At 63.8% G+C, this 25,598-nt stretch carries 26 protein-coding genes and 1 tRNA gene; 17 read left to right on the plus strand and 10 right to left on the minus strand.

Translation table 11 applies throughout. From position 1 onward, the window contains the following. Positions 1-35: 35 nt before the first annotated feature. The 6 genes from AC1Q5W_RS04795 to AC1Q5W_RS04820 all read right to left on the minus strand — a co-directional run bounded on the left by AC1Q5W_RS04795 (position 36) and on the right by AC1Q5W_RS04820 (position 7,287). Entirely contained in the window at positions 36-839 is an 804-nt protein-coding gene (locus AC1Q5W_RS04795) for a type IV pili methyl-accepting chemotaxis transducer N-terminal domain-containing protein (protein ID WP_492643594.1), read from the minus strand. A gap of 66 nt (positions 840-905) precedes the next feature. Beyond that, a complete protein-coding gene (locus tag AC1Q5W_RS04800) occupies positions 906-1,706 on the minus strand; it encodes a type IV pili methyl-accepting chemotaxis transducer N-terminal domain-containing protein (protein WP_492643593.1) in 801 nt (266 codons plus the stop codon). A gap of 84 nt (positions 1,707-1,790) precedes the next feature. After that, entirely contained in the window at positions 1,791-4,277 is a 2,487-nt protein-coding gene (gene nirB, locus AC1Q5W_RS04805) for a nitrite reductase large subunit NirB (protein WP_492643592.1), read from the minus strand. Between the two features lie 10 nt (positions 4,278-4,287). Continuing rightward, on the minus strand, positions 4,288-5,112 hold the full coding sequence (locus tag AC1Q5W_RS04810; RefSeq protein ID WP_492643591.1) for an ABC transporter ATP-binding protein: 825 nt from the start codon (positions 5,110-5,112) through the stop codon (positions 4,288-4,290). Continuing rightward, on the minus strand, positions 5,109-6,032 hold the full coding sequence (gene ntrB / locus AC1Q5W_RS04815) for a nitrate ABC transporter permease (protein ID WP_492643590.1): 924 nt from the start codon (positions 6,030-6,032) through the stop codon (positions 5,109-5,111). Before ntrB ends, AC1Q5W_RS04810 begins: the two co-directional genes overlap by 4 nt. Before the next feature lie 10 nt (positions 6,033-6,042). After that, a complete protein-coding gene (locus AC1Q5W_RS04820) occupies positions 6,043-7,287 on the minus strand; it encodes a CmpA/NrtA family ABC transporter substrate-binding protein (protein WP_492643589.1) in 1,245 nt (414 codons plus the stop codon). Between the two features lie 505 nt (positions 7,288-7,792). On the opposite strand from AC1Q5W_RS04820, the gene AC1Q5W_RS04825 reads away from it, so the two are divergent. Continuing rightward, the gene (locus tag AC1Q5W_RS04825) at positions 7,793-8,122 is read left to right on the plus strand and encodes a hypothetical protein (protein WP_492643588.1); all 330 of its coding nucleotides are present in this window, start codon (positions 7,793-7,795) and stop codon (positions 8,120-8,122) included. A 31-nt stretch (positions 8,123-8,153) separates the two neighbouring features. On the opposite strand, the gene AC1Q5W_RS04830 is transcribed toward AC1Q5W_RS04825, so the two are convergent. After that, positions 8,154-8,801 carry an ANTAR domain-containing response regulator gene (locus AC1Q5W_RS04830; protein WP_492643587.1) on the minus strand — a complete coding sequence of 216 codons (648 nt, stop codon included), beginning with the start codon at positions 8,799-8,801 and terminating at the stop codon, positions 8,154-8,156. A gap of 61 nt (positions 8,802-8,862) precedes the next feature. Further along, positions 8,863-9,636, minus strand: a complete 774-nt coding sequence (locus tag AC1Q5W_RS04835; protein ID WP_492643586.1) for a GNAT family N-acetyltransferase — start codon at positions 9,634-9,636, stop codon at positions 8,863-8,865. Between the two features lie 64 nt (positions 9,637-9,700). Here AC1Q5W_RS04835 and tsaD point away from each other — a divergent pair, with 64 nt between their 5' ends. Next, entirely contained in the window at positions 9,701-10,765 is a 1,065-nt protein-coding gene (tsaD, locus tag AC1Q5W_RS04840; RefSeq protein ID WP_492646114.1) for a tRNA (adenosine(37)-N6)-threonylcarbamoyltransferase complex transferase subunit TsaD, read from the plus strand. Positions 10,766-10,770: 5 nt separating this feature from the next. Here the strand turns inward: tsaD and AC1Q5W_RS04845 are convergent, their stop codons facing one another. Continuing rightward, the gene (locus AC1Q5W_RS04845; RefSeq protein ID WP_492643585.1) at positions 10,771-11,151 is read right to left on the minus strand and encodes an Hsp20/alpha crystallin family protein; all 381 of its coding nucleotides are present in this window, start codon (positions 11,149-11,151) and stop codon (positions 10,771-10,773) included. Between the two features lie 93 nt (positions 11,152-11,244). Between AC1Q5W_RS04845 and AC1Q5W_RS04850 the strand changes: the two genes are divergently transcribed. Together AC1Q5W_RS04850 and rpsO are read left to right on the plus strand one after the other, a co-directional pair. Then, on the plus strand, positions 11,245-12,561 hold the full coding sequence (locus AC1Q5W_RS04850) for a branched-chain amino acid ABC transporter substrate-binding protein (RefSeq protein WP_492643584.1): 1,317 nt from the start codon (positions 11,245-11,247) through the stop codon (positions 12,559-12,561). A gap of 162 nt (positions 12,562-12,723) precedes the next feature. Continuing rightward, entirely contained in the window at positions 12,724-12,990 is a 267-nt protein-coding gene (gene rpsO, locus AC1Q5W_RS04855) for a 30S ribosomal protein S15 (RefSeq protein ID WP_492643583.1), read from the plus strand. 88 nt (positions 12,991-13,078) lie between these two features. On the opposite strand, the gene AC1Q5W_RS04860 is transcribed toward rpsO, so the two are convergent. Further along, the gene (locus tag AC1Q5W_RS04860; protein WP_492643582.1) at positions 13,079-13,225 is read right to left on the minus strand and encodes a hypothetical protein; all 147 of its coding nucleotides are present in this window, start codon (positions 13,223-13,225) and stop codon (positions 13,079-13,081) included. On the opposite strand from AC1Q5W_RS04860, the gene pnp reads away from it, so the two are divergent. From pnp to nuoH, 13 genes are all read left to right on the plus strand, one after another. After that, positions 13,224-15,341, plus strand: coding sequence for a polyribonucleotide nucleotidyltransferase (gene pnp / locus AC1Q5W_RS04865; protein WP_492643581.1), 2,118 nt, complete (start codon positions 13,224-13,226; stop codon positions 15,339-15,341). The two genes, AC1Q5W_RS04860 and pnp, sit on opposite strands and share 2 nt — an antisense overlap. 67 nt (positions 15,342-15,408) lie before the next feature. Continuing rightward, positions 15,409-16,404 carry an NAD(P)H-quinone oxidoreductase gene (locus tag AC1Q5W_RS04870; RefSeq protein WP_492643580.1) on the plus strand — a complete coding sequence of 332 codons (996 nt, stop codon included), beginning with the start codon at positions 15,409-15,411 and terminating at the stop codon, positions 16,402-16,404. Next, positions 16,401-17,144, plus strand: a complete 744-nt coding sequence (gene tpiA / locus AC1Q5W_RS04875) for a triose-phosphate isomerase (RefSeq protein ID WP_492643579.1) — start codon at positions 16,401-16,403, stop codon at positions 17,142-17,144. Before AC1Q5W_RS04870 ends, tpiA begins: the two co-directional genes overlap by 4 nt. Positions 17,145-17,180: 36 nt before the next feature. After that, a complete protein-coding gene (secG, locus tag AC1Q5W_RS04880) occupies positions 17,181-17,537 on the plus strand; it encodes a preprotein translocase subunit SecG (RefSeq protein ID WP_492643578.1) in 357 nt (118 codons plus the stop codon). A 119-nt stretch (positions 17,538-17,656) separates the two neighbouring features. Then, a tRNA-Leu gene (locus AC1Q5W_RS04885) sits at positions 17,657-17,741 on the plus strand. 60 nt (positions 17,742-17,801) lie between these two features. Beyond that, on the plus strand, positions 17,802-18,161 hold the full coding sequence (locus tag AC1Q5W_RS04890) for an NADH-quinone oxidoreductase subunit A (RefSeq protein ID WP_492643577.1): 360 nt from the start codon (positions 17,802-17,804) through the stop codon (positions 18,159-18,161). Beyond that, a complete protein-coding gene (locus AC1Q5W_RS04895) occupies positions 18,162-18,644 on the plus strand; it encodes a NuoB/complex I 20 kDa subunit family protein (protein ID WP_492643576.1) in 483 nt (160 codons plus the stop codon). Between the two features lie 9 nt (positions 18,645-18,653). Further along, positions 18,654-19,262, plus strand: a complete 609-nt coding sequence (locus AC1Q5W_RS04900; RefSeq protein ID WP_492643575.1) for an NADH-quinone oxidoreductase subunit C — start codon at positions 18,654-18,656, stop codon at positions 19,260-19,262. Between the two features lie 12 nt (positions 19,263-19,274). Then, a complete protein-coding gene (locus AC1Q5W_RS04905; protein WP_492643574.1) occupies positions 19,275-20,528 on the plus strand; it encodes an NADH-quinone oxidoreductase subunit D in 1,254 nt (417 codons plus the stop codon). Beyond that, positions 20,525-21,016 (plus strand): NADH-quinone oxidoreductase subunit NuoE, encoded by a 492-nt coding sequence (gene nuoE, locus AC1Q5W_RS04910; RefSeq protein WP_492643573.1) that lies wholly within the window; start codon positions 20,525-20,527, stop codon positions 21,014-21,016. Before AC1Q5W_RS04905 ends, nuoE begins: the two co-directional genes overlap by 4 nt. Then, positions 21,013-22,365 carry an NADH-quinone oxidoreductase subunit NuoF gene (gene nuoF, locus AC1Q5W_RS04915; RefSeq protein WP_492643572.1) on the plus strand — a complete coding sequence of 451 codons (1,353 nt, stop codon included), beginning with the start codon at positions 21,013-21,015 and terminating at the stop codon, positions 22,363-22,365. Before nuoE ends, nuoF begins: the two co-directional genes overlap by 4 nt. A gap of 12 nt (positions 22,366-22,377) precedes the next feature. Beyond that, positions 22,378-24,522, plus strand: coding sequence for an NADH-quinone oxidoreductase subunit NuoG (gene nuoG / locus AC1Q5W_RS04920; RefSeq protein WP_492643571.1), 2,145 nt, complete (start codon positions 22,378-22,380; stop codon positions 24,520-24,522). Further along, positions 24,519-25,595, plus strand: a complete 1,077-nt coding sequence (nuoH, locus tag AC1Q5W_RS04925) for an NADH-quinone oxidoreductase subunit NuoH (protein WP_492643570.1) — start codon at positions 24,519-24,521, stop codon at positions 25,593-25,595. Before nuoG ends, nuoH begins: the two co-directional genes overlap by 4 nt. The last annotated feature ends 3 nt before the right edge of the window (positions 25,596-25,598 follow it).

The raw sequence follows: 25,598 nt of genomic DNA on the forward strand, positions 1-25,598 counted from the left end.
CACGAATGGGGTTCCATGCGGTTGGTGTGAGGCCATCATGTCTTGATGGCCGAATACAAACTGGTGACACGGTCCATCATGGCCAGCATCTTTTCGCTGGCCACGAAGACATCACTCATGTGCTTGACGGGGTAGTTGCTGGGCACATTCACTTTTTGCAGCGCGGCATCGAACAGGACCCATTGCAGCTCGGCTTGCTGCAATTCGTCCTTGATGCGGGCAGTCGTCTGCGGCGCGTCGCGCAACACGGGCATGGCGCGCACGAACTCGGCGCGGGCCTTGTCGATTTCGCCCATGGCGGTGGTGGCGTCCACGGGCAGCTTGGCCGCCAGGTAGTACATGGCCATGCGCTGGCTCAGCATGCGCTGGCGTCCAGCGATGTTCACCAGCTTGCCCAGCGGTTTCTCCGTGGCAGACTCGAACTGTGTGGTGCCCTGGTGGGCCAGTGCCAGCACCTTGGCCTCGTACTGCAGCAGGGTTGCCGCACCTTCCTTGGCCGGCGCGGCGCCCGTGAGCGCGGTCTTGTAGGACCCCCATGCTCCTTCCAGCTTGGCGTAGGTGTCGCGGACGTCCGGCGTTGCGGCATAGGTCTTGAGCTCGACCAGCTGGCGGTCGAACAGGGCAGCGGACTTGTCCAGCACCTGCTGGGCATTGCTGCTTTCGATGCCCTGCGCCAGCGCCAGCCAAGCCTTGCCCAGGCGCTCGCTGAGCATGCGCAGGCTCCCGGCCTTGTTGATGGCGTCATTCAGGTCGGCGACCTGGGCCAGAGCGCCCGACAGGGGCAGGCTCGCGGCGGCAGCGAGGATAACGGTTCTACGGGTCAGTGTGCTTGGTTTCATGGTGGGTCCGGCGGGTGTCAGTGGAGGGTGTTACGAGCGGGGCTGTGGTGTCGGCAATCGGACCGTTCAGGTCTTGATGGACGAATACAGGCTGGTGACACGATCCATGACAGTCAGCAGGTTTTCGCTGGCCATGAATACTTCGGCGAGGGGCTTGGTCGAGTTGTTGCTGGTGACGTTGACCTTTTGCAGGGCAGAGTTGAAGAACACCCACTGTCCGTCGGCCAGCTCCAGCTCGCTGCGGATGCGTTCGTTGGTTTGCGGAGCGTTGCGCAGCTGGGCCATGGCGTTCACGAACTCGGCGCGGGATTTCTCGACTTCGGCCGCGGCGACGGCGGTGTTGACCTGCAGGCGGGCCGCGAGGAAATACATGGCCATGCGCTGACTCAGCATGCGCTGGCGTCCGGCGATGTTGACCAACTTGCCCAGCGGCTTGCCCTGCACGGCCTCGTACTGCAACGTGCCCTGGTTGGCCAGCGCGAGCACCCGCTCGTCGAGCTGCAGCAGGGCCGCGGCGCCTTCGCGGGCCGGGGCGGTCCCTACCAGGGCGGCCTTGTAGGCACTCCAGGCGGTGTCGAGCTTGCCGTAGGTGCCCTGGATGTCGGGGGTCGAGGCATAGGCCTTGAGCTCGACCAGCTGGCGGTCGAACAGGGCCATGGATTTGTCCAGCACCTGCTGCGCGCTGGTGACCTCAACGCCATGCACCAACGCCAACCATGCTTTTCCCATGCGCTGGCTCAGCATACGCTGGCGTCCGGCCTTGTTGATGGCGTCGCTCAGGTCGCTGACCTGGGCGTGCACGCTCAACAATGGCAGGCCAATGGCGGCGGAAATAAAGACGCGGCGTTTCAAGGTATTTGGTTGCATGGCAGTCTCACGTGGAAAAATAAGTAGTATCCCTTATGCCTCTTTCCATTTGGTGAGATTGCAGAAAAATTGTTACAGGATGTTTCAGGTCGTCAGGGCGTCAAACTGGCGCAGGTCCACGCCGGCGGCCTTGAAGTCAAACCAGGGGTCGGGCTCGCCCGCCAGGGCAGACTGCAGCTGGCCCCACAAGGCCTGGCGCCCGGCGGCGTCTTCCAGGACGCGTTTCTTCACATAGTCCAGGCCGACCCGGGCCACGAAATGCACGGTGCGCTCCAGGTACCAGCCCTCCTGGCGGTACAGCTCGCAGAACGCGCCGGTGTACTCCAGCACTTCGGCGGCGGTCTTGAGCTTGACCAGGAAGTGGGCCACCTCGGTCTTGATGCCGCCGTTGCCGGCCACGTACATCTCCCAGCCGCTGTCCACGCCGATGATGCCCACGTCCTTGATGCCGGCCTCGGCGCAGTTGCGCGGGCAACCCGACACGGCGAACTTGACCTTGTGCGGGGCGTACATGCCCACAAAGGCGCGTTCCAGGTCCTTGCCCATCTGGGTGCTGTCCTGCGTGCCCATGCGGCACCACTCGGAGCCCACGCAGGTCTTCACGGTGCGCAGGGCCTTGGCATAGGCGTGGCCGCTGGGCATGCCGATGTCTTTCCACACGGCGGGCAGGTCTTCCTTCTTCACGCCCAGCAGGTCGATGCGCTGGCCGCCTGTCACCTTCACGGTGGGGATCTGGTACTTGTCCACCACGTCGGCGATGCGGCGCAGCTCGGCGGCCGTGGTTTCGCCGCCCCACATGCGCGGGATCACGCTGTAGGTGCCGTCTTTCTGGATGTTGGCGTGGCTGCGCTCGTTGATGGCGCGGCTCTGCGGGTCATCCTTGGCCTCTTTCGGCCAGGTGCTGATGAGGTAGTAGTTGACGGCGGGCCTGCAGCTGGCGCAGCCGTTGGGCGTCTTCCACTCCAGGAACTGGAACACGCTGGCAATGGTGATGAGCCGGTTGGCGCGGATGGCGTCGCGCACGGCCTGGTGGCCGTACTCGGTGCAGCCGCACAGGGCCTTGGTCTTGGGTGTGGCCGAATAGTCGCCACCGGCGGTGGCCATCAGGATCTGCTCCACCAGGCCGGTGCACGAGCCGCACGACGCGCTGGCCTTGGTGTGCTTGCGCACCTCGTCCAGGGTGAACAGGCCTTTCTCCTTGATGGCCTTGCAGATGGCGCCCTTGGTCACGCCGTTGCAGCCGCAGACCTCGTCCGTGTCCCGCATGGCGGCGGCCTTGCTGTGACCCTCGTGGCCGGCGTCGCCGATGTTGGACTCGCCGAACATCAGCCGGTCGCGGATGTCGGCCACGCTGCGACCGTCGCGCAGCAGCTTGAAATAGTAGCTGCCGTCCACGGTGTCGCCGTACAGGCAGGCCCCGATCAGCTTGTCGTCCTGGATGACCAGTTTCTTGTAGACGCCGCCGTAGGGGTCGCTCATGACGATTTCCTCGGCGCTGGCGTCTTCCGGGCGCCCGGAGGAGGCGCCCATGAAGTTGCCGGCGGAAAACAGGTCAATGCCGGTGACCTTGAGCTTGGTGGAAGTCAGCGACCCCTGGTAGCGGCCGATGCCGAACTCCGCCAGGTGGTTGGCCAGCACCTTGCCCTGCTCGAACAGCGGCGCCACCAGGCCGTAGGCAATGCCGCGGTGCGCCGCGCATTCGCCCACGGCGTAGATGCGCGCGTCGGTCACGGTCTGCAGGGTGTCGCTCACCACGATGCCGCGGTTCACGTGCAGGTGCATGCTTTCGGCCAGCGCGGTGTTGGGGCGGATGCCCACGGCCATCACCACCAGGTCGGCGGGCACCTCGGTGCCGTCCTTGAAGCGGACCGCCCGGACCCGGCCGTCGTCACCGCCGAGCAACTCCTGCGTCTGGGCGCCCATCAGGAATTGCATGCCGCGCTCTTCCAGCGACTTGCGCAGCAGGTTGGCTGCCACGTCGTCGAGCTGGCGCTCCATGAGCCAGGGCGCCACGTGCACCACATGCACGTGCATGCCGCGCTTCATCAGGCCGTTGGCGGCCTCCAGACCCAGCAGGCCGCCGCCGATGACGACGGCGTGCCGGTAACGTGCGGCGGCATCGATCATGGCCTGTGTGTCCGCAATGTCGCGGTAGGCCAGCACGCCTTCCAGCTCCTTGCCGGGAATGGGCAGCATGAAGGGCTGGGAGCCGGTGGCCAGCAGCAGGCGGTCGTAGGCGGTGCTGATGGTTTCACCGGCCGGGTTGGTGGCATGCACCACGCGGCGCACGCGGTCCACGGCGGTCACGGTCCAGCCGGCGTGCAGGGTGATGTGGTTCTCGGCGTACCACTCGAACGGGTTGAGCACGATTTCGTCCAGCGTCTGCTCGCCGGCCAGAACCGGCGAGAGCAGGATGCGGTTGTAGTTGGGGTGCGGCTCGGCACCGAAGACGGTGATGTCGTACAGGTCGGGTGCAATTTTCAGCAGCTCTTCGAGCGTGCGCACGCCGGCCATGCCGTTGCCGACCATGACGAGCTTGAGTTTGGTGGGGGTGGTTACGCGCATGTCCATGGTGCTCTCCTCAGGCGGCCTTTTCAACGTGGGCCTGGCGGGTGTACAGAAAGTCGATCACCGCCTTGCGGTAACCCAGGTACTCGGTGCTGTCGGCCAGTTCCACGCGCCGGCGCGGGCGCGGCAGGTCCACGCGCAGCACCTCGCCGACGGTGGCAGCCGGGCCGTTGGTCATCATCACGATCCGGTCGCTCAGTAGCACGGCTTCGTCCACGTCGTGCGTCACCATCACCACCGTGCTTTTGGTGCGCGCCACGATGTCGAGCAGCTCGTCCTGCAGCTTGGCGCGGGTGAGGGCATCCAGCGCGCCGAAGGGCTCGTCCATCAGCAGCACCTTGGGCTCCATGGCCAGGGCCCGGGCAATGCCCACGCGCTGCTTCATGCCGCCGGAGATCTCGCCGGGGCGCTTGTGCGCGGCGGCGCTCAGCCCCACCAGCGCCAATGCGGCGTCGGTGCGCTGCGCGAGCTGGGCCTTGTTCTCGCTGGGAGCGCCGTCGTTCCTGGAGGCCGCGCCAAATACGCGCTCCACGCCCAGGTACACGTTCTCGAAGCAGGTGAGCCAGGGCAGCAGCGAATGGTTCTGGAACACCACGGCACGCTCCGGGCCGGGGCCGGCGATTTCGCGGTTGGCGCAGATCAGGGTGCCGGCGCTGGGCAGAGTCAGGCCGGCAATCAGGTTCAGCAGCGTGGACTTGCCGCAGCCGGAGTGGCCGATCAGCGCCACGAACTCGCCCTTGGCAATGGTTAGGTTGATGTCGCACAGAGCGGGGAACGGCCCTTTGCGGGTCTTGAAGGTCTGGGCGACGTTCTGGATTTCGATGTACTTGCTGCTCATGACTTGACCTCGTCAAACGTAAAGGCGGTGGCGATGCGGATGAGGGCGTACTCCAGCACCAGCCCCACGATGCCGATCACGAAGATGGCGATGATGATGTTCTTGACGTTGAGGTTGTTCCACTCGTCCCACACCCAGAAGCCGATGCCCACACCGCCGGTCAGCATCTCGGCGGCCACGATCACCAGCCACGCCGTGCCCACCGCCAGGCGCACGCCGGTCAGCATGTAGGGCAGCACCGAGGGGAACAGGATCTTGGTGACGATCTTCCACTCCGACAGGTTGAGCACGCGGGCCACGTTCATGTAGTCCTGCGGCACGCGCTGCACGCCCACGGCGGTGTTGATGACCATGGGCCAGATCGAGCAGATGAAGATGGTCCAGATGGCCGCCGGGTTGGCGCCCTTGAACACCAAGAGGCCAATGGGCAGCCAGGCCAGCGGTGACACCGGGCGCAGCAGGCTGATGAGCGGGTTGAACATGCGGCTCAAGAACTCGAAGCGTCCGATCAGGAAGCCGGCCGGGATGCCCACCGCCGCCGCCAGGCCAAAGCCCAGCGCCACGCGCTCCAGCGAGGCCAGCACGTTCCAGCCCACGCCCTGGTCGTTGGGGCCCTTGCGGTAGAACGGATCGCTGAACAGCTCCACGGCCTGTTTCCAGGTTTCCAGGGGGCTGGGGATGCTGCTGGCGGTGCTGATGCTGACCAACGCCCAGATGCCAATGAGCAGGCCCAGGCCCAGCAACGGCGGCAGCACCGCCAATGCCAGACCACGCCAGTCGCGCGGTACGGTGGCGGGTGCCGGGTTTTTAGGCTCTTTTGTGCCTGCAACCGACGTGGGTTGTGCGTGTGTCGCTTCTGTTTTGATAGCGGAGCTGGTGTCGGCAACCGCCAACGGGGAGTGGAATACAGCGCTGACCATGGGGTGTTCCTTACGCTTTGATCTTGAAACCGTCGGCATATTTGCGGGGGTCCTTGCCGTCCCACACCACGCCGTCGATCAGCTTGGCGCTGCGCAGGGCGTCCTTCGGCACCGGCGCCTTGGCGGCGGTGGCGGCCTGCTTGTAGAGATCGGTCTGGTTGATCTGCCTGGCAACGGCCAGATAGTCCGGGTGGTCCTTGAGCAGGCCCCAGCGCTTGTGCTGCGTGAGGAACCACATGCCGTCACTCAGGTAGGGAAAGTTCACCGTACCGTCGTTGTAGAACTTCATGTGGTTGGGGTCGTCCCAGGTCTTGCCCAGGCCGTTCTGGTAGCGGCCCAGGATGCGCTGGTTGATGGCGTCCACGCTGGTGTTCACGTAGCTCTTGTCGGCAATGGTCTCGGCCATCCTGGACTTGTTGGACAGGCTGGCGTCGATCCACTGGCCGGCCTCGATGATGGCGGCCGTCACGGCGCGCGCCGTGTTGGGGTACTTCTTGACGAACTCGGCCGTGGTGCCCAGCACCTTCTCCGGGTGGTCCTTCCAGATGTCCTGCGTGGTGGCGGCGGTGACGCCGATGCCGTCGATGATGGCGCGGTGGTTCCAGGGCTCGCCCACGCAGAAGCCGTCCATGTTGCCCACGCGCATGTTGGCCACCATCTGGGGTGGTGGCACGGTGATGGCCTTGGCGTCCTGCATCGGGTTGATGCCGTTGGCCGCCAGCCAGTAGTACAGCCACATGGCGTGCGTGCCGGTGGGGAAGGTCTGGGCAAAGGTGTACTCGCGCTTTTCGGCGCGCATGAGCCGGGCCAGGCCGGCGCCATCCACGGCGCCCTTGTCGGCCAGCTTCTTGGACAGGGTGATGGCCTGGCCGTTCTGGTTGAGCGTCATGAGCACGGCCATGTCTTTTTTGGGGCCGCTGACCCCCAGGTGCACGCCGTAGACCAGCCCGTAGAGCACATGGGCGAAGTCCAGTTCGCCGTTGACCAGCTTGTCGCGCACGCCGGCCCAGCTGGCTTCCTTGCTCGGGACGATTTTCACGCCGTGCTTCTTGTCAAAACCCAGCACCGAGGCCATGACCACGCTGGCGCAGTCGGTCAGCGGGATGAAGCCGATGCGGACCTCGGTTTTCTCGGGTGCATCCGAGCCCGCGGCGTACACGGCGGCGCGCAGGGCCGGGGTGATGCCAACGGCACCCACGGTGGCGGTTTGCAGTACCGCACGGCGGCTGAGTCTGGCTTTCAGAAGATCGGTCATGGCAAAGCTCCCAACGAATAGACAACAAAAAAGGCGTCCGCACGCTGCACGGTGCTTGCAGCAAGCCGTGTGCAGGTGGGGACGCCTTTGTCCGGATGGACAGGCACTGCCCGCCGTTAGGTAGTGCCTGTCGCGTGACCCCCAGGGGTCTTGGTAGGAGTAATGCAATGAGCGTGCCAACTTCCTTTGGCCGCGGCCTGGCAGGCGACGTAGCGGCTGTTGCTCTGTTTTTGATAGCTGTCTGCGCAGACTTTACGGACGTTGCAAGGTGTTTTGATGTGTAAATTGCATCCTGGTGGCCGGCATGGCACTGAAAGTGTGCAGTGCACCAAATGCAGGATCGGCCATGCAACGGCGCGGCGCCGCCTGCGGCGCTCGGGCGGGGTCTTGCCGTGCCGCTTGGCGGGTTTGCAGGTTTTTACCTATCCTTGCATCTTCAGGGTGGGCAGTGTGCGGCCCGTGCGCCAGAATCAGCCCTCCGGAACACCAAGAAATGGAGTCATCAATGATGCGTTGCCGATACATTGCCGCGATGGGCCTGGTTGTCGCGATCGCCGGTGGGGTCTCCGCTGGCGCGCAGGAAGCGGCGGAGCCTGCCAAGACGTCGGAGCCGGGTGTGGTCACCAAGGTGGAGAACGCCACGGTGCATGCCGCCAAGGCCGCTGCCAGCGGCATCGAGCGCGGCGCGCACGCTGCCGCCAAGGGCATCAAGCGCGGAGCCGAGGCGGTTGCCCACGGCGTGGAGCGTGGCGCCACCGCCACCGGAAATGCGGCCAAGACCGTTGCCAAGAAAATCAAGGGCTCCGACGAGCCCGCGCCCGAAGAGGGCAAATGAGCGTCTGCCCGCCGGGCGCTGACCGACGCGCCTAGCCCAGCAGGTCGGCCACGTCCAGCATGCGCTGGGCCACTTCCACGATCCTGAGGTTCTTGTCCATGGCCGTCTTGCGCAGCCTGGCGTAGGCGACGTCTTCGGGGAGCTGCTGGCGCTGCATCAGCAGGGCCTTGGCGCGGTCGATGGTCTTGCGGTCCTGGACGGCACTGTTGAGCTCGTGGAGTTCGCTGCGCGTATCGGCCAGCTCCTGGCGCAGGGCCTGCTCGTGCTCGAAGCGTGCCAGCGCCACGTCCAGGATGGGCCGTATGCGCTCGCTGGACAGGCCCGCCACGATGTAGGCCGACACCCCTGCCGCCACGGCGGCCCGGGCCGCGGCGCTGTCGTTGTCGTTGGTGAACATGACGATTGGGCGGCGCGCATCGCGGGTGGCCATGACCACGTGCTCCAGCGCGTCGCGGGCTTCGCTCTCGGCGTCCACAATGATCAGGTCGGGTTGCAGCTGGGCCAGGCGCTCGGTCAGGAACACGTCGGCGGGCAGGGACGCCACCAGGTTGAAGCCGTTTTCCAGCAGCCCGATGCGCAGGCTGCGCGAGCGTTCGGCCTGGTCCAGGGCGTGGGTGTCTGCGGGGTCCTGGATCGCCAGGTCCGCTGTGATTACTACGATACGCAGTGCTTCGGTCATGTGGAGTGGGCACGCAAAAAACGCGCCAGCCTGCGGCTCGCCCGCCGCTGCGCAGCGGGGCTCAGGGCTGACGCCAGTAGTGGTAGCGCCAGGCGGTGGCCAGACCGGCCCGCTGGTACAGCGCCAAGGCGGTCTGGTTGCCTTCTTCCACTTGCAGAAAGACACGCGTCAGCCCGCGCGCCAGCGCCGCATCGGCCAGGCCGCCCAGAATGCGGGTCGCCAGGCCGCGCCCGCGGGCCGACGGCACGGTGCGCATGCCGTGGATGCTGGCCCAGCCCTGGCTGAAGGCCGCTGTACCGGCTGCCAGCGGCAGATGGTTTTCCGACAGGCTGGCGTATACCGTGTGGTGGCTGCGGCTCAGGGCCTGCACGCGGTGGGCGCCGTCCACCGGGTCAAAGCCGGGTGCCGTGTAGACCGCGGCCCAGGCGGCGTCCGGGGCGGGCGTCACCGGCGCGGGCGCTGCGGTGCAGGCCGCACGCAGCGCCGCCACACTGCCGGTTTGCACCAGGGTGGGTTGCTCGGCGCGAAAGCCCAGCCGCTGCAGCGCGGCCTGCACGGGGGCCAGGCCCGGCACATCCGCCACCCGAAAGGCGGGGCGCAGCTGGCGCTGGGCGTATTGCCGGGCAATGGCGGCCACCGCAGCCGCGTCCAGCCCATGGTGGCGCAGGGGCACGGCGCTGGTGGCGCGGCCGATGGTGGAGGTGTCAAAGGGCAGCAGCCAGCCCTCCCATTCCCGCCATGCCTGCGGGGCCACCGCGTCCAGCGTGGCACGCTCCAGGCTGGCGACGTCGTCGTCGTTCCAGCACAGGTTCGGGGGTGTCAGTGGGGCGTGCATGGCCGGCATTGTGCCCGGGGTCCGCGGCCGCTTCCCCTAAACTCGGCACCCTATGGGTACAAACATGCTGGTGCTGGGGATTGAGTCGTCGTGTGACGAAACGGGGGTGGCCATGGTGCAGGGGCGCGGCCAGGGCGTGCCTACGCTGCTGGCGCATGCGTTGTACAGCCAGATCGAGATGCACCAGGCCTTTGGCGGCGTGGTCCCTGAACTGGCCAGCCGCGACCATATCCGTCGGGTGCTGCCGCTCACGCAGGAGGTGTTGACCGCCTGCGGGCGCACGCTGGCCGAGGTGGATGTGGTGGCCTACACCCGTGGACCCGGGCTGGCCGGGGCGCTGCTGGTGGGAGCCGGTGTGGCCTGCGCACTGGGTGCAGCGCTGGGCAAGCCGGTGCTGGGCGTGCACCATCTGGAGGGGCATTTGCTGTCGCCGTTCCTGAGTGCCGATCCGCCCGAGTTTCCGTTCGTGGCCCTGCTGGTGTCCGGCGGCCACACCCAGCTGATGCGGGTCGATGGCGTGGGGCGCTACGAACTGCTGGGCGAGACGATTGATGACGCCGCGGGCGAGGCGTTTGACAAGTCCGCCAAGCTCATGGGCCTGGGTTACCCCGGCGGGCCGGCACTGGCCCGGATGGCGGAGCAGGGCAACCCGGCAGCCTTCAAGCTGCCGCGGCCCCTGCTGCACAGTGGAAACCTGGATTTTTCGTTTGCGGGGCTGAAGACGGCGGTGCTGGTGCAGGCGCAGCGCATGGTGGCTGCGGCCGGCGTGGCGCATTTTGAGGCGCTGCCCGAGCAGGCGCGCCGCGATCTGGCGGCCTCCGCGCAGGCGGCCATTGTGGAGGTGCTGCTGAAGAAGTCGGTTGCGGCACTCCAGCAGACGGGCCTGCGCCGCCTGGTGGTGGCCGGCGGCGTCGGGGCCAACCGCAACCTGCGCGAACAACTCAACGCCGAGTGCGCCAAGCGCGGCGTGCGGGTGCATTACCCCGAGCTGCACCTGTGCACCGACAACGGCGCCATGATCGCCATGGCTGCGGCCATGCGGCTGCAGGGTGGCCTGCAGCAACCCAGCACGGCCTACGCCTTCGACGTCAAACCGCGCTGGCCGCTGGACAGCCTGCCACAGCTATAGGGAGCTCAGTGCACCACCAGTTCGGTGGCGGTGCTGACCGGTACTTTCTTGGCCAGCTTGAGGGTGAGCACGCCGTTTTCCAGCTTGGCGGTGCTTTGCGCCGTGTCAATGTCCTGCGGCAGTTCGTAGGCGACGTTGTAGCGGCGGGCTGCGCCTTCCTTGCTGCTGATGCGCACGACGGTGCCCTCGATGGCAATGGCCAGCTGGTCCTTGGCGATGCCGGGTACGTCCAGTGTCAGGTTGAAGGCGGTTTCATCCTGCGTGTAGGCACAGGTCTGGCGGGTGCTCGCGCGCAGCGCATCGTCCATGAAACGCTCCAGCGTGCGACCGGCATTGGCATAGGCCTGACGGCGGACCTGGGGCTGGGCGGTGGTGGCAAAAAACATGGTGAAACTCCTAGTACACTGCGCGGCACTCACCATGAGCGCCGCATGAACCTAAGCTGCGCTCCATCCCTCTCATTTCAAGAGAAATTTCCCATGTTTATTCTTTCGCGTTGGGCCTTGAAAACATGTGCTGCGGCATTATTTGCCGCGCCTGCGCTGTCGGTCAGTGTGGCGGCGCCGGCTCCCGTGACGCCCATCAAGCTGGCCATGATCGAAGGTCTGAGCGGGCCTACCGCCAACGCCGGTGAGGCGGTGTACCGCAACCTGGTCTGGGCGGTGGAGCGCGTGAACGCGCGCGGCGGCGTGAAGCGCCCCGTGGTGGCGGGCGGCCACCAGTTGCTGGCGCTGGAACGGTTTGACAGCAAGGGCCAGAACGAGGAGGCTTTGTCGGTGTTGCGCTCGGCCATCGACGGTGGCGCCCGCATCATCCTGCAGGGCAACTCGTCGGCCAATGCCGCGGCGCTGATCGACGCCATCAACAAGCACAACGAGCGCGACCCGGCGCGCCGCGTGCTCTTTCTCAACTATTCCGCGGTCGATCCCGCGCTGACCAACGAGAAATGCAGCTTCTGGCATTTCCGCTTCGATGCCCATGCCGACATGCGCATGGCCGCACTCATGAGCGCCATCCAGGACGACAAGGCGCTCCGGAGCGTGTACCTGATCGGGCAGGATTACAGCTTTGGCCAGGCGGTGCTGCGCGAGGCCCGGCGCCAGCTGGCCGTGCAGCGCCCGGACGTGGAAATCGTGGGCGAGGAATTGCACCCCATGGCGCGCGTGAAGGACTTCCTGCCCTATGCCGCCAAGATCAAGGCCAGCGGGGCGCAGGCTGTCATCACCGGCAACTGGGGCAATGACCTGACGCTGCTGGTGAAGGCGGCGAAGGACGCCGGCTTTGAGGGCAAGTTCTACACCTTCTACGGCAACGCGCTGGGCGCGCCGGCGGCCATTGGTGAGGCCGGCATAGGCAAGGTGGTGGCCGTGGCCGACTGGCTGCCCAACGTGCAGACCGGCGGCAGCGCGGCGTTCTACCGCGCTTTCAAGGCGCGCTATCCCTTGCCGGCCGACGATTACGTGCACATGCGCATGCAGCTGATGGTCGAGTCGCTGGCCCAGGCGATCGAGGCGGCGGACCGCAAGGGCGGTGCCAAGGCGGGGGCGGCGCTGGACGTGGTGGCCGTGGGGACGCAGCTGGAGCATGCCAAGGTGGCCCTGGGCGGACAATCCGGCACCATGCGGGCGGCCGACCACCAGTTCCAGCAACCGCTGGTGGTGGGGGTGATGGACCGTCTGGGCACGCCGGGCGTCAAGTTTGACGTGGAGGGATCGGGTTACGGTTTTCGCGTGGTGAAAACCATTGCACCTGCCGCAGCCGAGCAGCCCACGAGCTGCCGGATGCAGCGCCCCTGAGCACGGCGGGGTCCCCGGTTTGGCAGGGACGCCCAATCAGGCTATAATCGAGCGGCTTTGCATCCGGCAAGGCGCACGCCTATTGCAGTTCCAGCGTTAGGCGCAAGTTCAGAAACCGGGACCCGCACGTGGTGCGCCAGTCCCCAGATACAGGAAATTGAAATGATCGCATCCAGCATCAAAGCCGCTGTTGTCAAAGACAACGCCCGCAAGCCCGGTGACACCGGTAGCCCCGAAGTGCAAGTTGCACTGTTGACCGCCCGCATCAACGAACTGATGCCCCACTTCAAGACCCACGCCAAGGACCACCACGGTCGCCGCGGTCTGGTGCGCATGGTCAACACCCGCAAGAGCCTGTTGGCCTATCTGAACAAGAAGGACCACGACCGTTACACCGCGCTGATCGCCAAGCTGGGTCTGCGCAAGTAAGCATTGCAGTGAATGACAGACGCCTGAGTTAGGTTACTAGCTCAGGCGTTTTTTACTTCGGAGACGACAAAAACAGAGCGAAGCTGTGTCATTCCAGAGAAATTTGCCCTCTTAAACAGGGCAATTGCGCAAGTTTCTCTGGAATGGCATCGTGTTCTGGGATGTTGACTCCGGGCTTCGGCAGGTGGCCTTTACCTGCCAGCGGGTTTCCGCAAAAAAACCAGGAGAGAAACATGAGCATGTTCAACAAAGTTACCAAGACGTTCCAGTGGGGCCAACACACGGTCACCATGGAAACCGGCGAAATTGCCCGCCAATCCACCGGCGCCGTGCTGCTGGACATGGACGGCACCGTGGTGCTGGCCACCGTGGTTGCCAAGACCGAAGGCAAGCCCGGCCAGGACTTCTTCCCCCTGACGGTGGATTACCTGGAAAAGACCTACGCCGCCGGCAAGATCCCTGGCAGCTTCTTCAAGCGTGAAGGCCGCCCCAGCGAGTTCGAGACGCTGACCAGCCGCCTGATCGACCGCCCGATCCGTCCGCTGTTCCCCGAAGGCTTCTTCAACGAAGTGCACGTGGTCATCCACACCGTGTCCCTGAACCCCGAAGTGGACGCCGACATCGCGGCCATGATCGCGGTCAGCGCGGCACTGTCCGTCTCCGGCATTCCGTTCAATGGCCCCATCGGTGCCGCCCGCGTGGGTTACATCAACGGTGAATACGTGTTGAACCCCGGCCAGACCCAGCGCAAGGACTCGGTCATGGACCTGGTCGTTGCCGGTACCGAAGCCGCCGTGCTGATGGTCGAGTCCGAAGCCCAGCAACTGTCCGAAGAAATCATGCTCGGCGCCGTGGTCTACGGCCACGAGCAGGGCAACATTGCCATCAACGCCATCCACGAACTGGTGCGCGAAGCCGGCAAGCCGGTGTGGGACTGGAAGGCTCCCGCCAAGGATGAAGTGCTGATCGCCAAGGTTGATGCATTGGCCAAGGACAAGCTGGTTGCGGCCTACCAGATCCGCAACAAGCAGGCGCGCACCAAGGCGACGCGTGAAGTAACAACCTGGACCAAAGCCGGTCTGAAGGCCGAGGGCGTGGAGTTTGACAGCGTGGCGGTTGACGGCCTGCTGTTCGACATCGAAGCCAAGATCGTGCGCGGCCAGATTCTGGCTGGCGAGCCCCGTATCGACGGCCGCGACACCCGCACCGTGCGCGCCATCGAAATCCGCAACAGCGTGCTGCCCCGTACCCACGGCTCGGCCCTGTTCACCCGTGGCGAAACCCAGGCGCTGGTCGTGACCACGCTGGGCACCGAGCGCGATGCCCAGCGCATTGACGCCCTGAGCGGCGAGTACGAAGACCGCTTCATGTTGCACTACAACATGCCTCCCTTCGCCACCGGCGAAACCGGCCGCGTGGGCACGCCCAAGCGCCGCGAAATCGGCCACGGCCGTTTGGCCAAGCGTGCTCTGGTTGCCGTGCTGCCGAGCAAGGAAGACTTCCCCTACACCATGCGTGTGGTGTCGGAAATCACCGAGTCCAACGGTTCGTCCTCCATGGCGTCGGTCTGCGGCGGCTGCCTGTCCCTAATGGATGCTGGTGTGCCCATGAAGGCGCACGTGGCCGGTATCGCCATGGGCCTGATCAAGGAAGACAACCGCTTCGCCGTGCTGACCGACATCCTGGGTGACGAAGACCACCTGGGTGACATGGACTTCAAGGTGGCCGGTACCACCAACGGTATTACTGCGCTGCAGATGGACATCAAGATCCAGGGCATCACCAAGGAAATCATGCAGGTCGCATTGGCCCAAGCCAAGGAAGCCCGCATGCACATCCTGGGCAAGATGCAGGAAGCCATGGGCGAGGCCAAGACCGAGATCTCCAGCTTCGCACCCAAGCTCTACACCATGAAGATCAACCCCGAGAAGATCCGCGACGTGATCGGCAAGGGCGGCGCCGTGATCCGTGCGCTGACCGAAGAGACCGGTTGCCAGATCAACATCGAGGAAGACGGCACCATCACCATTGCCGCCACCGACGGTGCCAAGGCGGATGAAGCCAAGCGTCGCATAACCGAGATCACGGCTGAAGTCGAAATCGGCAAGGTCTACGAAGGCCCGATCACCAAGATCCTGGACTTCGGCGCCCTGGTGAACCTGCTGCCCGGCAAGGACGGCCTGCTGCACATCAGCCAGATCGCCCACGAGCGCGTCGAGAAAGTGACGGACTACCTGTCCGAAGGCCAGATCGTCAAGGTCAAGGTTCTGGAAACCGACGAAAAGGGCCGCATCAAGCTGTCCATGAAGGCCTTGCTGGACCGTCCGGCCCAGTCTTCCGAACAGGGTTGATTGGCGCTTGCTAGCAAATCGATAGCTGTCTGCGCAGTAGCGAAGCCGGCTATCGGTTCATTTGGCCATGAAAGTAATCGAAATTGCATCCTTCGGCGGCCCGGACGTTCTGCGTCCGGGGCAGCGTCCTGTGCCCGTGGCGGGCGTGGGGGAGGTGTGCATCCGCGTCAGTGCCAGCGGCATCAACCGCCCTGATGTGCTGCAGCGGGCGGGGCACTATCCGGCGCCGCCCGGCGCGTCTGACATACCCGGACTGGAAGTGGCCGGTACGGTGGTGGAGGGCGACGCCCAGGCGCTGCAGAGCGCTGGCCTGAAGATTGGTGACCGGGTCTGCGCCCTGGTTGCCGGCGGTGGCTATGCCGAGTATTGCGTGGCACCGGCAGCCCAATGCCTGCCGATACCCGCAGGGTGGAGCGACGTTGAGGCTGCCAGCCTGCCGGAAACGGTTTTCACGGTCTGGAGCAATGTGTTTGACCGCGGGCGGCTGCAGGCGGGGGAAACCCTGCTGGTGCAGGGTGGCTCCAGCGGCATTGGCGTGACGGCCATCCAGCTGGCCAAGGCGTTTGGCGCCAGGGTGATTGTCACTGCGGGCAGCGACGCCAAGTGTGCAGCGTGCCTGGCCTTGGGGGCAGACCACGCCGTCAACTACAAGACCCACGATTTCCAGGCCGAGGTGCTGCGCCTGACCGACGGGCGGGGTGTGGACGTGGTGCTCGACATGGTGGCGGGTGATTACATCGCCAAGGAGCTGGCCTGCATGGCGGCGGATGCGCGTCTGGTCATCATCGCGGTACAGGGCGGCGTGCGCAGCGAGATCAACGCCGGTCTGGTGCTGCGCAAGCGGCTGACCATCACGGGCTCGACTTTGCGGCCGCAGCCGGTGGCTTTCAAGCAAGCCATTGCGCAGGCCTGCCTGCAGCAGGTCTGGCCGCTGCTGGCAGCCGGGCGCATCAAGCCGGTGGTGCACAGTGTGTTTCCCGCGGAACAGGCCTCGCGCGCGCATGCGCTGATGGAGTCCAACCAGCATGTGGGAAAGATTGTTTTGACTTGGGGTACAGCATGAAGAAGAAACTCATTGCAGGTAACTGGAAGATGAATGGCTCCAGTGCTTCCAACGAAGCGCTGTTGCAGGCCTTGCTGGCGGGTTCGGCCAACTGGCAGTGCCAGGTGGCGGTCTGCGTACCGGCACCGTACCTGGCCCAGGTGCAGCGCCTGGTTGCCGGAAGCGGCATTGAACTGGGTGCGCAGGATGTGTCCCAGCACGGGGCCGGAGCGTTCACCGGCGAGGTCTCGGCGGACATGCTCAAGGACTTTGGCACGCGGTATTGCCTGGTCGGCCACTCTGAGCGCCGCCAGTACCATGGCGAAACCGATGCCGTGGTGGTGGCCAAGGCGCAGCGCGCGCTGGCGGCCGGCATCACGCCGGTGGTGTGTGTGGGCGAGACACTGGCGGAGCGGGAAGAGGGGCGGACGGAGGAAGTGGTCAAGCGCCAGCTGGCAGCCGCCATCCATACCATTGGCCACTGCATCAGCGAGATTGTTGTGGCGTATGAGCCGGTGTGGGCCATCGGCACAGGCAAGACCGCCAGTCCCGAGGAGGCGCAGCAGGTGCATGCCGTTTTGCGCGCTCAATTGCGGGCAGCAACCGAGCATGCCGATCGCGTTCACATTCTGTACGGCGGCAGCATGAATGCCGCCAATGCCGCCCAGTTGCTGGCGCAGGCCGACATCGACGGCGGGCTGGTGGGCGGAGCGTCCCTCAAGGCGGCCGACTTTTTATCCATCATCGCAGCCGCCCACTGAGCGGATTGCGGCTAGTTATCTATTTAGGAGTTGAGTATGAACATTGTGTTGACGGTTATTCTGACGGTGCAAATGCTGTCCGCCCTGGCCATGATCGGCCTGATTCTGGTGCAGCATGGCAAGGGCGCGGACATGGGCGCGGCATTTGGCAGCGGCAGCTCCGGCAGCCTGTTTGGTGCCAGCGGCAGCGCGAACTTCCTGTCGCGCACCACTGCGGTGCTGGCCTCCGTGTTTTTTGTCTGCACCCTGGCGCTGGCGTATTTCGGCAACCTGCGTCCGGCAAGTTCCGGCAGCGTCCTGGAAGGTGCTGCCGTGGTGGCTCCTGCAGCGGCTGACGCAGCGCCGGCACCGACCGTGGCTGCATCGGGTGCCGCCCAGATTCCTGCAAAATAATTGCCCCTTTTATTGCGGGTTCCCTCCTGAAAGGAGGGAAAATCAGGGTAAACTCCTATGGTTCTGGAGGGCGCAAATAAACCGCAAGGTCCCTCACGCAATCCAGGCATTTGAGAGCCGCCGTCGTGGTGAAATTGGTAGACACGCTATCTTGAGGGGGTAGTGGCGAAAGCTGTGCGAGTTCGAGTCTCGCCGACGGCACCAACAATTCTGTTTGCCCAGGTCAATACCTGGGCATGTATTAACGGTGATCAGAATTTCAAGATGAACCTCGATCAATATCTTCCCGTCCTCCTGTTCATCTTGGTCGGCCTCGCCATCGGCGTGGTCCCGCAGGTTCTTGGTTACATCCTGGGTCCCAATCGGCCGGACCCGGCAAAAAATTCCCCCTACGAGTGTGGCTTCGAGGCGTTTGAAGATGCCCGGATGAAGTTCGACGTCCGCTACTACCTCGTCGCCATCCTGTTCATCTTGTTCGATCTGGAAACGGCCTTTTTGTTTCCCTGGGCGGTGACGCTCAAGGAGATCGGGACATTCGGGTTTTTGGTGGGTATTGAGTTTGTGACTGTTTTGACCATTGGCTTTGTGTACATGTGGCAAAAAGGCGCCCTGGACTGGGAGTGAGTGATGATTGAAGGTGTTCTGAAAGAGGGCTTTATCACCACCAGTTACGACTCGGTGGTGAATTGGGCCAAGACCGGTTCCGTGTGGCCCATGACCTTCGGTCTGGCCTGCTGTGCGGTGGAGATGATGCATGCCGCGGCGGCCCGCTACGACCTGAGTCGTTTTGGCTCCGAAGTATTTCGTGCCAGCCCCCGCCAGTCCGACTTGATGATTGTTGCCGGCACGTTGTGCAACAAGATGGCGCCTGCCCTGCGCAAGGTGTACGACCAGATGTCGGAGCCGCGCTGGGTTATCAGCATGGGGTCGTGTGCCAATGGCGGTGGCTACTACCACTACAGCTATTCCGTGGTCCGTGGCTGCGACCGCATCGTGCCGGTGGACGTGTATGTGCCGGGTTGCCCGCCGACCGCAGAGGCGCTGGTCTACGGCATTTTGCAATTGCAGCAAAAGATTCGCCGTACCGAAACCATTGCCCGGGCCTGAAGGAGAGATATGACTGCTTTTTCCATCTCCCCCGAAGCACTGCGCGACGCGGTGACCGCTGCGCTGGGCGACAAGATCAAACACATTGCCATCGACCGGGGGGAGCTCACCGTGGTGGTCGCGGCGGCCGATTACCGTGCGGCTGCCCTGGTGCTGCGCGATGCGCCATCCTGCCGCTTTGAGCAGCTGATGGACCTGTGCGGCGTGGACTATTCCGATTACAAGGCAGGCGCGTACGAAGGTCCGCGCTTTTGTGCCGTCAGCCATCTGCTGTCGATCAGCTTGAACCAGCGCGTGCGCCTGAAGGTGTTTGCGCCTGACGACGACATGCCGGTGCTGCCCTCGGTGACCGACATCTGGAACTCCGCCGACTGGTTCGAACGCGAGGCCTTCGACCTGTTTGGCATCGTGTTCGAGGGTCATGCGGATTTGCGCCGCATTCTGACGGACTATGGTTTCATCGGCCATCCCTTCCGCAAGGATTTTCCGACCACCGGGCATGTGGAAATGCGGTACGACGCCGAGCAGGCGCGCGTCATTTACCAGCCCGTCACGATTGAAACGCGCGAAATCACGCCGCGCATCATCCGTGAAGATAACTACGGGGGCTTGCAGTAAGCGGTTCGATCCATGGCTGAAATAAAGAACTACACCCTCAACTTCGGGCCGCAGCACCCTGCGGCGCACGGCGTTCTGCGTTTGGTGCTGGAGCTCGACGGCGAAGTCATCCAGCGCGCAGATCCGCACATCGGACTGCTGCACCGGGCTACTGAAAAGCTGGCCGAGAGCAAGACCTACATACAGGCCTTGCCGTACATGGACCGGCTCGACTACGTCTCCATGATGTGCAACGAGCACGCCTACTGTCTGGCCGTCGAAAAACTGCTCGGTATCGATGTGCCGGTGCGGGCGCAGTACATCCGTGTCATGTTTGCCGAAATCACCCGCCTGCTCAACCACCTGATGTGGCTGGGCTCGCACGGCAACGACTGCGGCAGTTCCACCATCCTGATCTACACCTTCCGCGAGCGCGAAGACCTGTTCGACATGTACGAAGCGGCCAGTGGTGCGCGCATGCATGCGGCTTATTTCCGTCCGGGCGGCGTCTATCGCGATTTGCCCGACACCATGCCGCAGCTCAAGGCCAGCAAGGTGCGCAGCGCCAAGGGTGTGGCGGAGTTCAACCGCAACCGCCAGGGTTCGCTGCTGGACTTCATCGACGACTTCACCCAGCGCTTCCCGAAGTGCATGGAGGAGTACCACACGCTGCTCACGGAGAACCGCATCTGGAAGCAGCGTACGGTCAATATCGGCGTGGTCGCACCCGAGCGCGCCCTGAACATGGGTTTCTCCGGTCCCATGCTGCGCGGCTCCGGCATTGCCTGGGATCTGCGCAAGAAGCAGCCCTACGACGTCTACGACCAACTGGATTTCGACATTCCGGTCGGCAAGACGGGCGACGTGTACGACCGCTACTTGGTCCGCATGGAAGAGATGAAGCAGTCCAACCGCATCATCAAGCAGTGCGTGGACTGGTTGCGTGCCAACCCCGGCCCGGTCATCACCGACAACCACAAGGTGGCGGCGCCCTCGCGGGAAGCCATGAAGACCAACATGGAAGAGCTGATCCACCACTTCAAGCTGTTCTCCGAAGGCTTCCATGTACCCGAAGGCGAGGCTTACGCGGCGGTCGAGCACCCCAAGGGCGAGTTCGGCATTTACCTCGTCAGCGACGGCGCCAACAAGCCGTACCGCATGAAGATCCGTCCACCAGGATTTGCCCATCTGGCCGGCCTCAATGAGATGGCCAGTGGTCACATGATTGCCGATGCGGTGTCGATTATCGGCACCATGGATATTGTTTTTGGAGAGATTGATCGATGATCTCTGAAGCCACCCAAGCGCGCTTCGCCAAAGAAGTCGCCAAGTACCCCGCAGACCAGAAACAGTCTGCGGTGATGGCCTGCCTGTCCATCGTCCAGCAAGAGCTGGGCTATGTCAGTGCAGACAGTGAGAAGGCGGTTGCGGAATACCTGGGCATGCCACCCATGGCGGTCCACGAAGTCACCACCTTCTACAACATGTACAACCAGAAGCCGGTTGGCAAGTACAAGCTCAACGTGTGCACCAATCTGCCGTGCCAGCTGCGCGATGGCGTCAAGACGCTCCAGTACCTGGAGCAGAAGCTGGGCATTTCCATGGGTGAAACCACGGCCGATGGCCTGTTCACCTTGCAGCAGAGCGAGTGCCTGGGCGCCTGTGCCGACTCGCCAGTGCTGCTGGTGAATGACCGTTCCATGTGCAGCTTCATGACATCCGAGAAGATCGACCAGCTGGTGGACGGTCTGCGTGCGGCGGGAGACAAGCCATGAGCGCACAAAACATCCTGTCGCAATTCCGGGCTACCGGTGTCCAGACCTGCTTCCACGACCGGCACATCAACCCGCAAATCTATGCGGGGCTGGACGGCTCCAATTGGCGGCTCAAGGATTACGAAGCACGCGGAGGCTACCAGGCCCTGCGCAAGATTCTGGGCAAGGACGGTGGCGAGGGTTTGACCCAGGACCAGGTCATTGCCACGGTGAAGGAATCTTCGTTGCGCGGGCGCGGTGGCGCGGGTTTCCCGACCGGTCTGAAGTGGAGCTTCATGCCGCGTCAGTTTCCTGGCCAGAAATACCTGGTCTGCAACTCGGACGAGGGCGAGCCCGGCACCTGCAAGGACCGGGACATCCTGCAGTTCAACCCGCATATCGTGATCGAAGGCATGGCCATTGCGGCGTATGCGATGGGCATCACGGTGGGGTACAACTACATCCACGGCGAAATCTTCTCCGCTTACGAGCGTTTTGAAGAGGCCCTGGAAGAAGCCCGTGCTGCTGGCCTGCTCGGCAATAACATCCTTGGCAGCAATTTCAGCTTTCAGCTGCATGCAGCCCACGGTTTCGGCGCCTACATCTGTGGCGAAGAAACGGCACTGCTGGAGTCGCTGGAAGGCAAGAAGGGGCAGCCCCGTTTCAAGCCACCATTTCCGGCCAGCTTCGGCCTGTATGGCAAGCCCACCACGATCAACAACACCGAGACGTTTGCTGCGGTGCCGTGGATCATCCGGAATGGCGGCCAGGCGTACCTGGAATGTGGCAAGCCCAACAATGGCGGCACCAAGATCTATTCCATCAGCGGGGATGTGGAGCGTCCGGGTAATTACGAGATTCCCATGGGTACGCCCTTTGCCAAGCTGCTGGAGCTCGCGGGTGGTGTGCGCGGGGGCCGGCAGCTCAAGGCTGTGATCCCGGGCGGGTCTTCTTCTCCTGTACTGCCGGCTTCCATCATCATGGAATGCACCATGGATTACGACTCCATCGCCAAGGCGGGGTCCATGCTGGGTTCGGGTGCCGTGATCGTCATGGACGATACGCGTTGCATGGTCAAGGCCCTGCAGCGGCTGAGCTACTTCTACATGCACGAGTCCTGCGGGCAGTGCACGCCTTGCCGCGAAGGCACGGGCTGGCTGTCGCGCATGGTGGACCGGGTTGAAAACGGCCAGGGCCGCGCCAGCGACATGGACCTGCTGGACAACGTGGCGGAAAACATCCAGGGGCGCACGATCTGTGCGCTGGGCGATGCGGCCGCCATGCCCGTGCGCGCCATGATCAAGCATTTCCGGCACGAATTTGAGTACCACGTTGAGCACAAGACCTGCATGGTCCCGGCTTACGTTTGAGCGAGTCCCAAGATGATTGAAATCGAACTCGACGGCAAAAAGGTTGAAATCACCGAAGGCAGCATGGTCATGCATGCGGCTGAAAAGGCGGGCACCTACATTCCCCATTTTTGCTACCACAAGAAACTCAGCATCGCGGCGAGTTGCCGCATGTGCCTGGTCGACGTGGAAAAAATGCCCAAGCCCATGCCCGCCTGCGCGACGCCGGTCACCCAGGGCATGGTGGTGCGTACCAAGAGCGACAAAGCCATCAAGGCCCAGAAGTCGGTCATGGAGTTTCTGCTGATCAACCATCCGCTGGACTGCCCCATTTGCGACCAGGGCGGCGAATGCCAGCTGCAGGACCTGGCCGTGGGCTACGGCGCTTCGGCCTCCCGTTACGAGGAAGAAAAGCGCGTCGTGACCCACAAGGACGTTGGGCCCCTGATTTCCATGGAGGAAATGAGCCGCTGCATCCACTGCACACGGTGCGTGCGTTTCGGGCAGGAAGTGGCTGGCGTGATGGAGCTGGGCATGTCCAACCGCGGTGAGCATGCCGAGATCGAGACCTTTGTCGGCAATTCGGTGGACTCGGAGTTGTCGGGCAACATGATCGATATCTGCCCCGTCGGCGCGTTGACCAGCAAGCCGTTCCGCTACAGCGCCCGGACCTGGGAGTTGTCGCGCCGCAAGTCGGTCAGCCCCCACGATTCCGCTGGCGCCAATTTGATTGTTCAAGTCAAGAACAACAAGGTCATGCGCGTGGTGCCACTGGAGAATGAGGCCGTCAACGAGTGCTGGATTGCAGACCGTGACCGGTTCTCCTACGAGGCGCTCAACAGCGACGAACGTCTTACCCAGCCGATGCTCAAGCAGGATGGGAAATGGACTACGGTGGACTGGCAGACCGCACTGGAATATGTGGCCAACGGACTGCAGCACATCAAGGCCGACCACGGCGCCGGCGCCATCGGTGCGCTGGTGAGCCCCCACAGTACGCTGGAGGAGCTGTACCTGACGGGCGCGCTGGTGCGCGGCCTGGGCAGCGAGAATATCGATTACCGTCTGCGCAATGCGGAGTTTGACGTCGCTTCCGGCGCGCGGTACCTCGGCACGTCCATTGCGGCCCTGTCGCAGCTGCAGCGCGTGTTGGTGGTGGGTTCGAATTTGCGCAAGGATCACCCCCTGTTTGCCCAGCGTATTCGCCAGGCTGCCCGGGTGGGTTGCGCCGTCAGCGTCGTGGGTGCTGCCCAGGTGGACTGGGCCATGCCGGTCGCGCATACATCGGTGGCTCCTGCCGCTCGCTGGGTGCAGGCGCTGGCCGATATCGCTGCGGCGGTGGCGGCCGAAAAGGGCGTTGCCGCTCCTGCTGCCGGAACTGCAACCCCGGTGGCGCAGGCCATTGCCAAGTCACTGCTGGGCGGTGAGCGCAAGGCGGTTCTGCTGGGCAATGCGGCCGCGCACCATGCACAGGCTTCCAGTCTGCTGTCGCTGGCCAACTGGATTGGCGAACAGACGGGCGCGACGGTGGGCTTCCTGACCGAAGCTGCCAATACCGTGGGCGCCCAGCTGGTTGGTGCAACACCGGGTCAAGGTGGTCTCCACGCCGGGCAGATGCTGGCGGGCGGCCTGAAGGCTGCGTTCTTGTTGAACAACGAACCCGAGCTCGACTCGGCAGCAGGGGCTGCTGCGGCCAAGACTTTGGGGCAGTGCGAGATGGTCGTGACCCTGAGTCCGTTCAAGGCCAACATGGCGTTCAGCGACGTCCTGTTGCCGATCGCGCCATTTACCGAGACATCAGGTACTTTTGTGAACGCCGAAGGGCGCTTGCAGGGCTTCCATGCCGTTGTCAAGCCGCTGGGCGAGACCCGTCCGGCCTGGAAGGTGCTGCGTGTGCTGGCCAACCTCCTGGACTTGCCCGGGTTTGCATTCGAATCGTCGCAGGATGTGCTGGTCCACATGCATGCCGATAACGGGGGCGTGCCCGCCCAGGTTCCGGCCGAACGCCTGAGCAATGCCTGCCAGGTGGCTGCCGACCTGTCGGTGTCCGCCGTGGAGCCTGCTGTGGCTGGCATTTATCAACTTGACGGCATCGTGCGACGCGCGACATCGCTGCAGCTGACGGCTGATGGGCGTGCCGCTGCGCAAACGCAGATTGCTCAGGAGACGCTGGCATGATTGACACGTGGTACAACGCCGGCATGGGACTGGTTCCCGCGGCATGGTGGACGGGCATTGCCTGGCCCATCATCTGGACGCTCATCAAGATCGTGGCCGTGGTGCTGCCGCTGATGGGTGCAGTTGCTTACACAACACTGTGGGAGCGCAAACTGCTGGGCTGGATGCAGGTTCGCATCGGCCCCAACCGGGTCGGTCCCTGGGGCTTGCTGCAGCCCATTGCGGACGCGCTGAAGCTGCTGGTCAAGGAGATTCTGGTTCCGACGGCCGCCAGCAAGGGGCTGTTCTTCATTGGCCCCATCTTGACCATCATGCCGGCAATGGCCGCCTGGGCCGTCATTCCGTTCGGCCCCGAAGTCGCGCTGGCCAACGTGAACGCCGGTCTGCTGCTGGTGATGGCCATCACGTCGATGGAAGTGTATGGTGTGGTGATTTCCGGCTGGGCAGCCAATTCCAAGTACTCCTTCTTGGGTGCCATGCGTGCGTCGGCCCAGATGGTCAGTTATGAAATCGCCATGGGTTTTTGCCTGGTGGTGGTCCTGATGGTGTCGGCCAGCATGAACATGACGGACATCGTCACCAGCCAGGGCAAGGGGCAATTCGCACAGATGGGCCTGGGTTTCCTGTCGTGGAACTGGCTCTCCCTGCTGCCGATCTTTGTGGTGTACGTGATTTCCGGTCTGGCTGAAACCAACCGCCACCCCTTTGACGTGGTCGAAGGCGAAGCCGAAATCGTTGCGGGCCACATGGTGGAGTACTCTGGCATGTCCTATGCCATGTTCTACCTGGCCGAGTACGCCAACATGTGGCTGGTGTCCATTCTGGCCAGCACCATGTTCCTGGGCGGCTGGCTGTCTCCCGTTGCTGCGCTGGACTGGATTCCAGGCTGGATCTGGCTCGGTATCAAGACGTTCGCCATTGTGAGCCTGTTCATCTGGGTTCGGGCAACGTTCCCCCGTTTCCGTTACGACCAGATCATGCGTCTGGGTTGGAAGGTGTTCATCCCCGTCACACTGGTGTGGCTGGTGGTCGTGGGCACTTGGATGCAAACCTCCTTCAATATCTGGAAGTAAGAG

It is taken from the genome of Rhodoferax sp. MLSD5-FHT05B10, assembly GCF_058793415.1.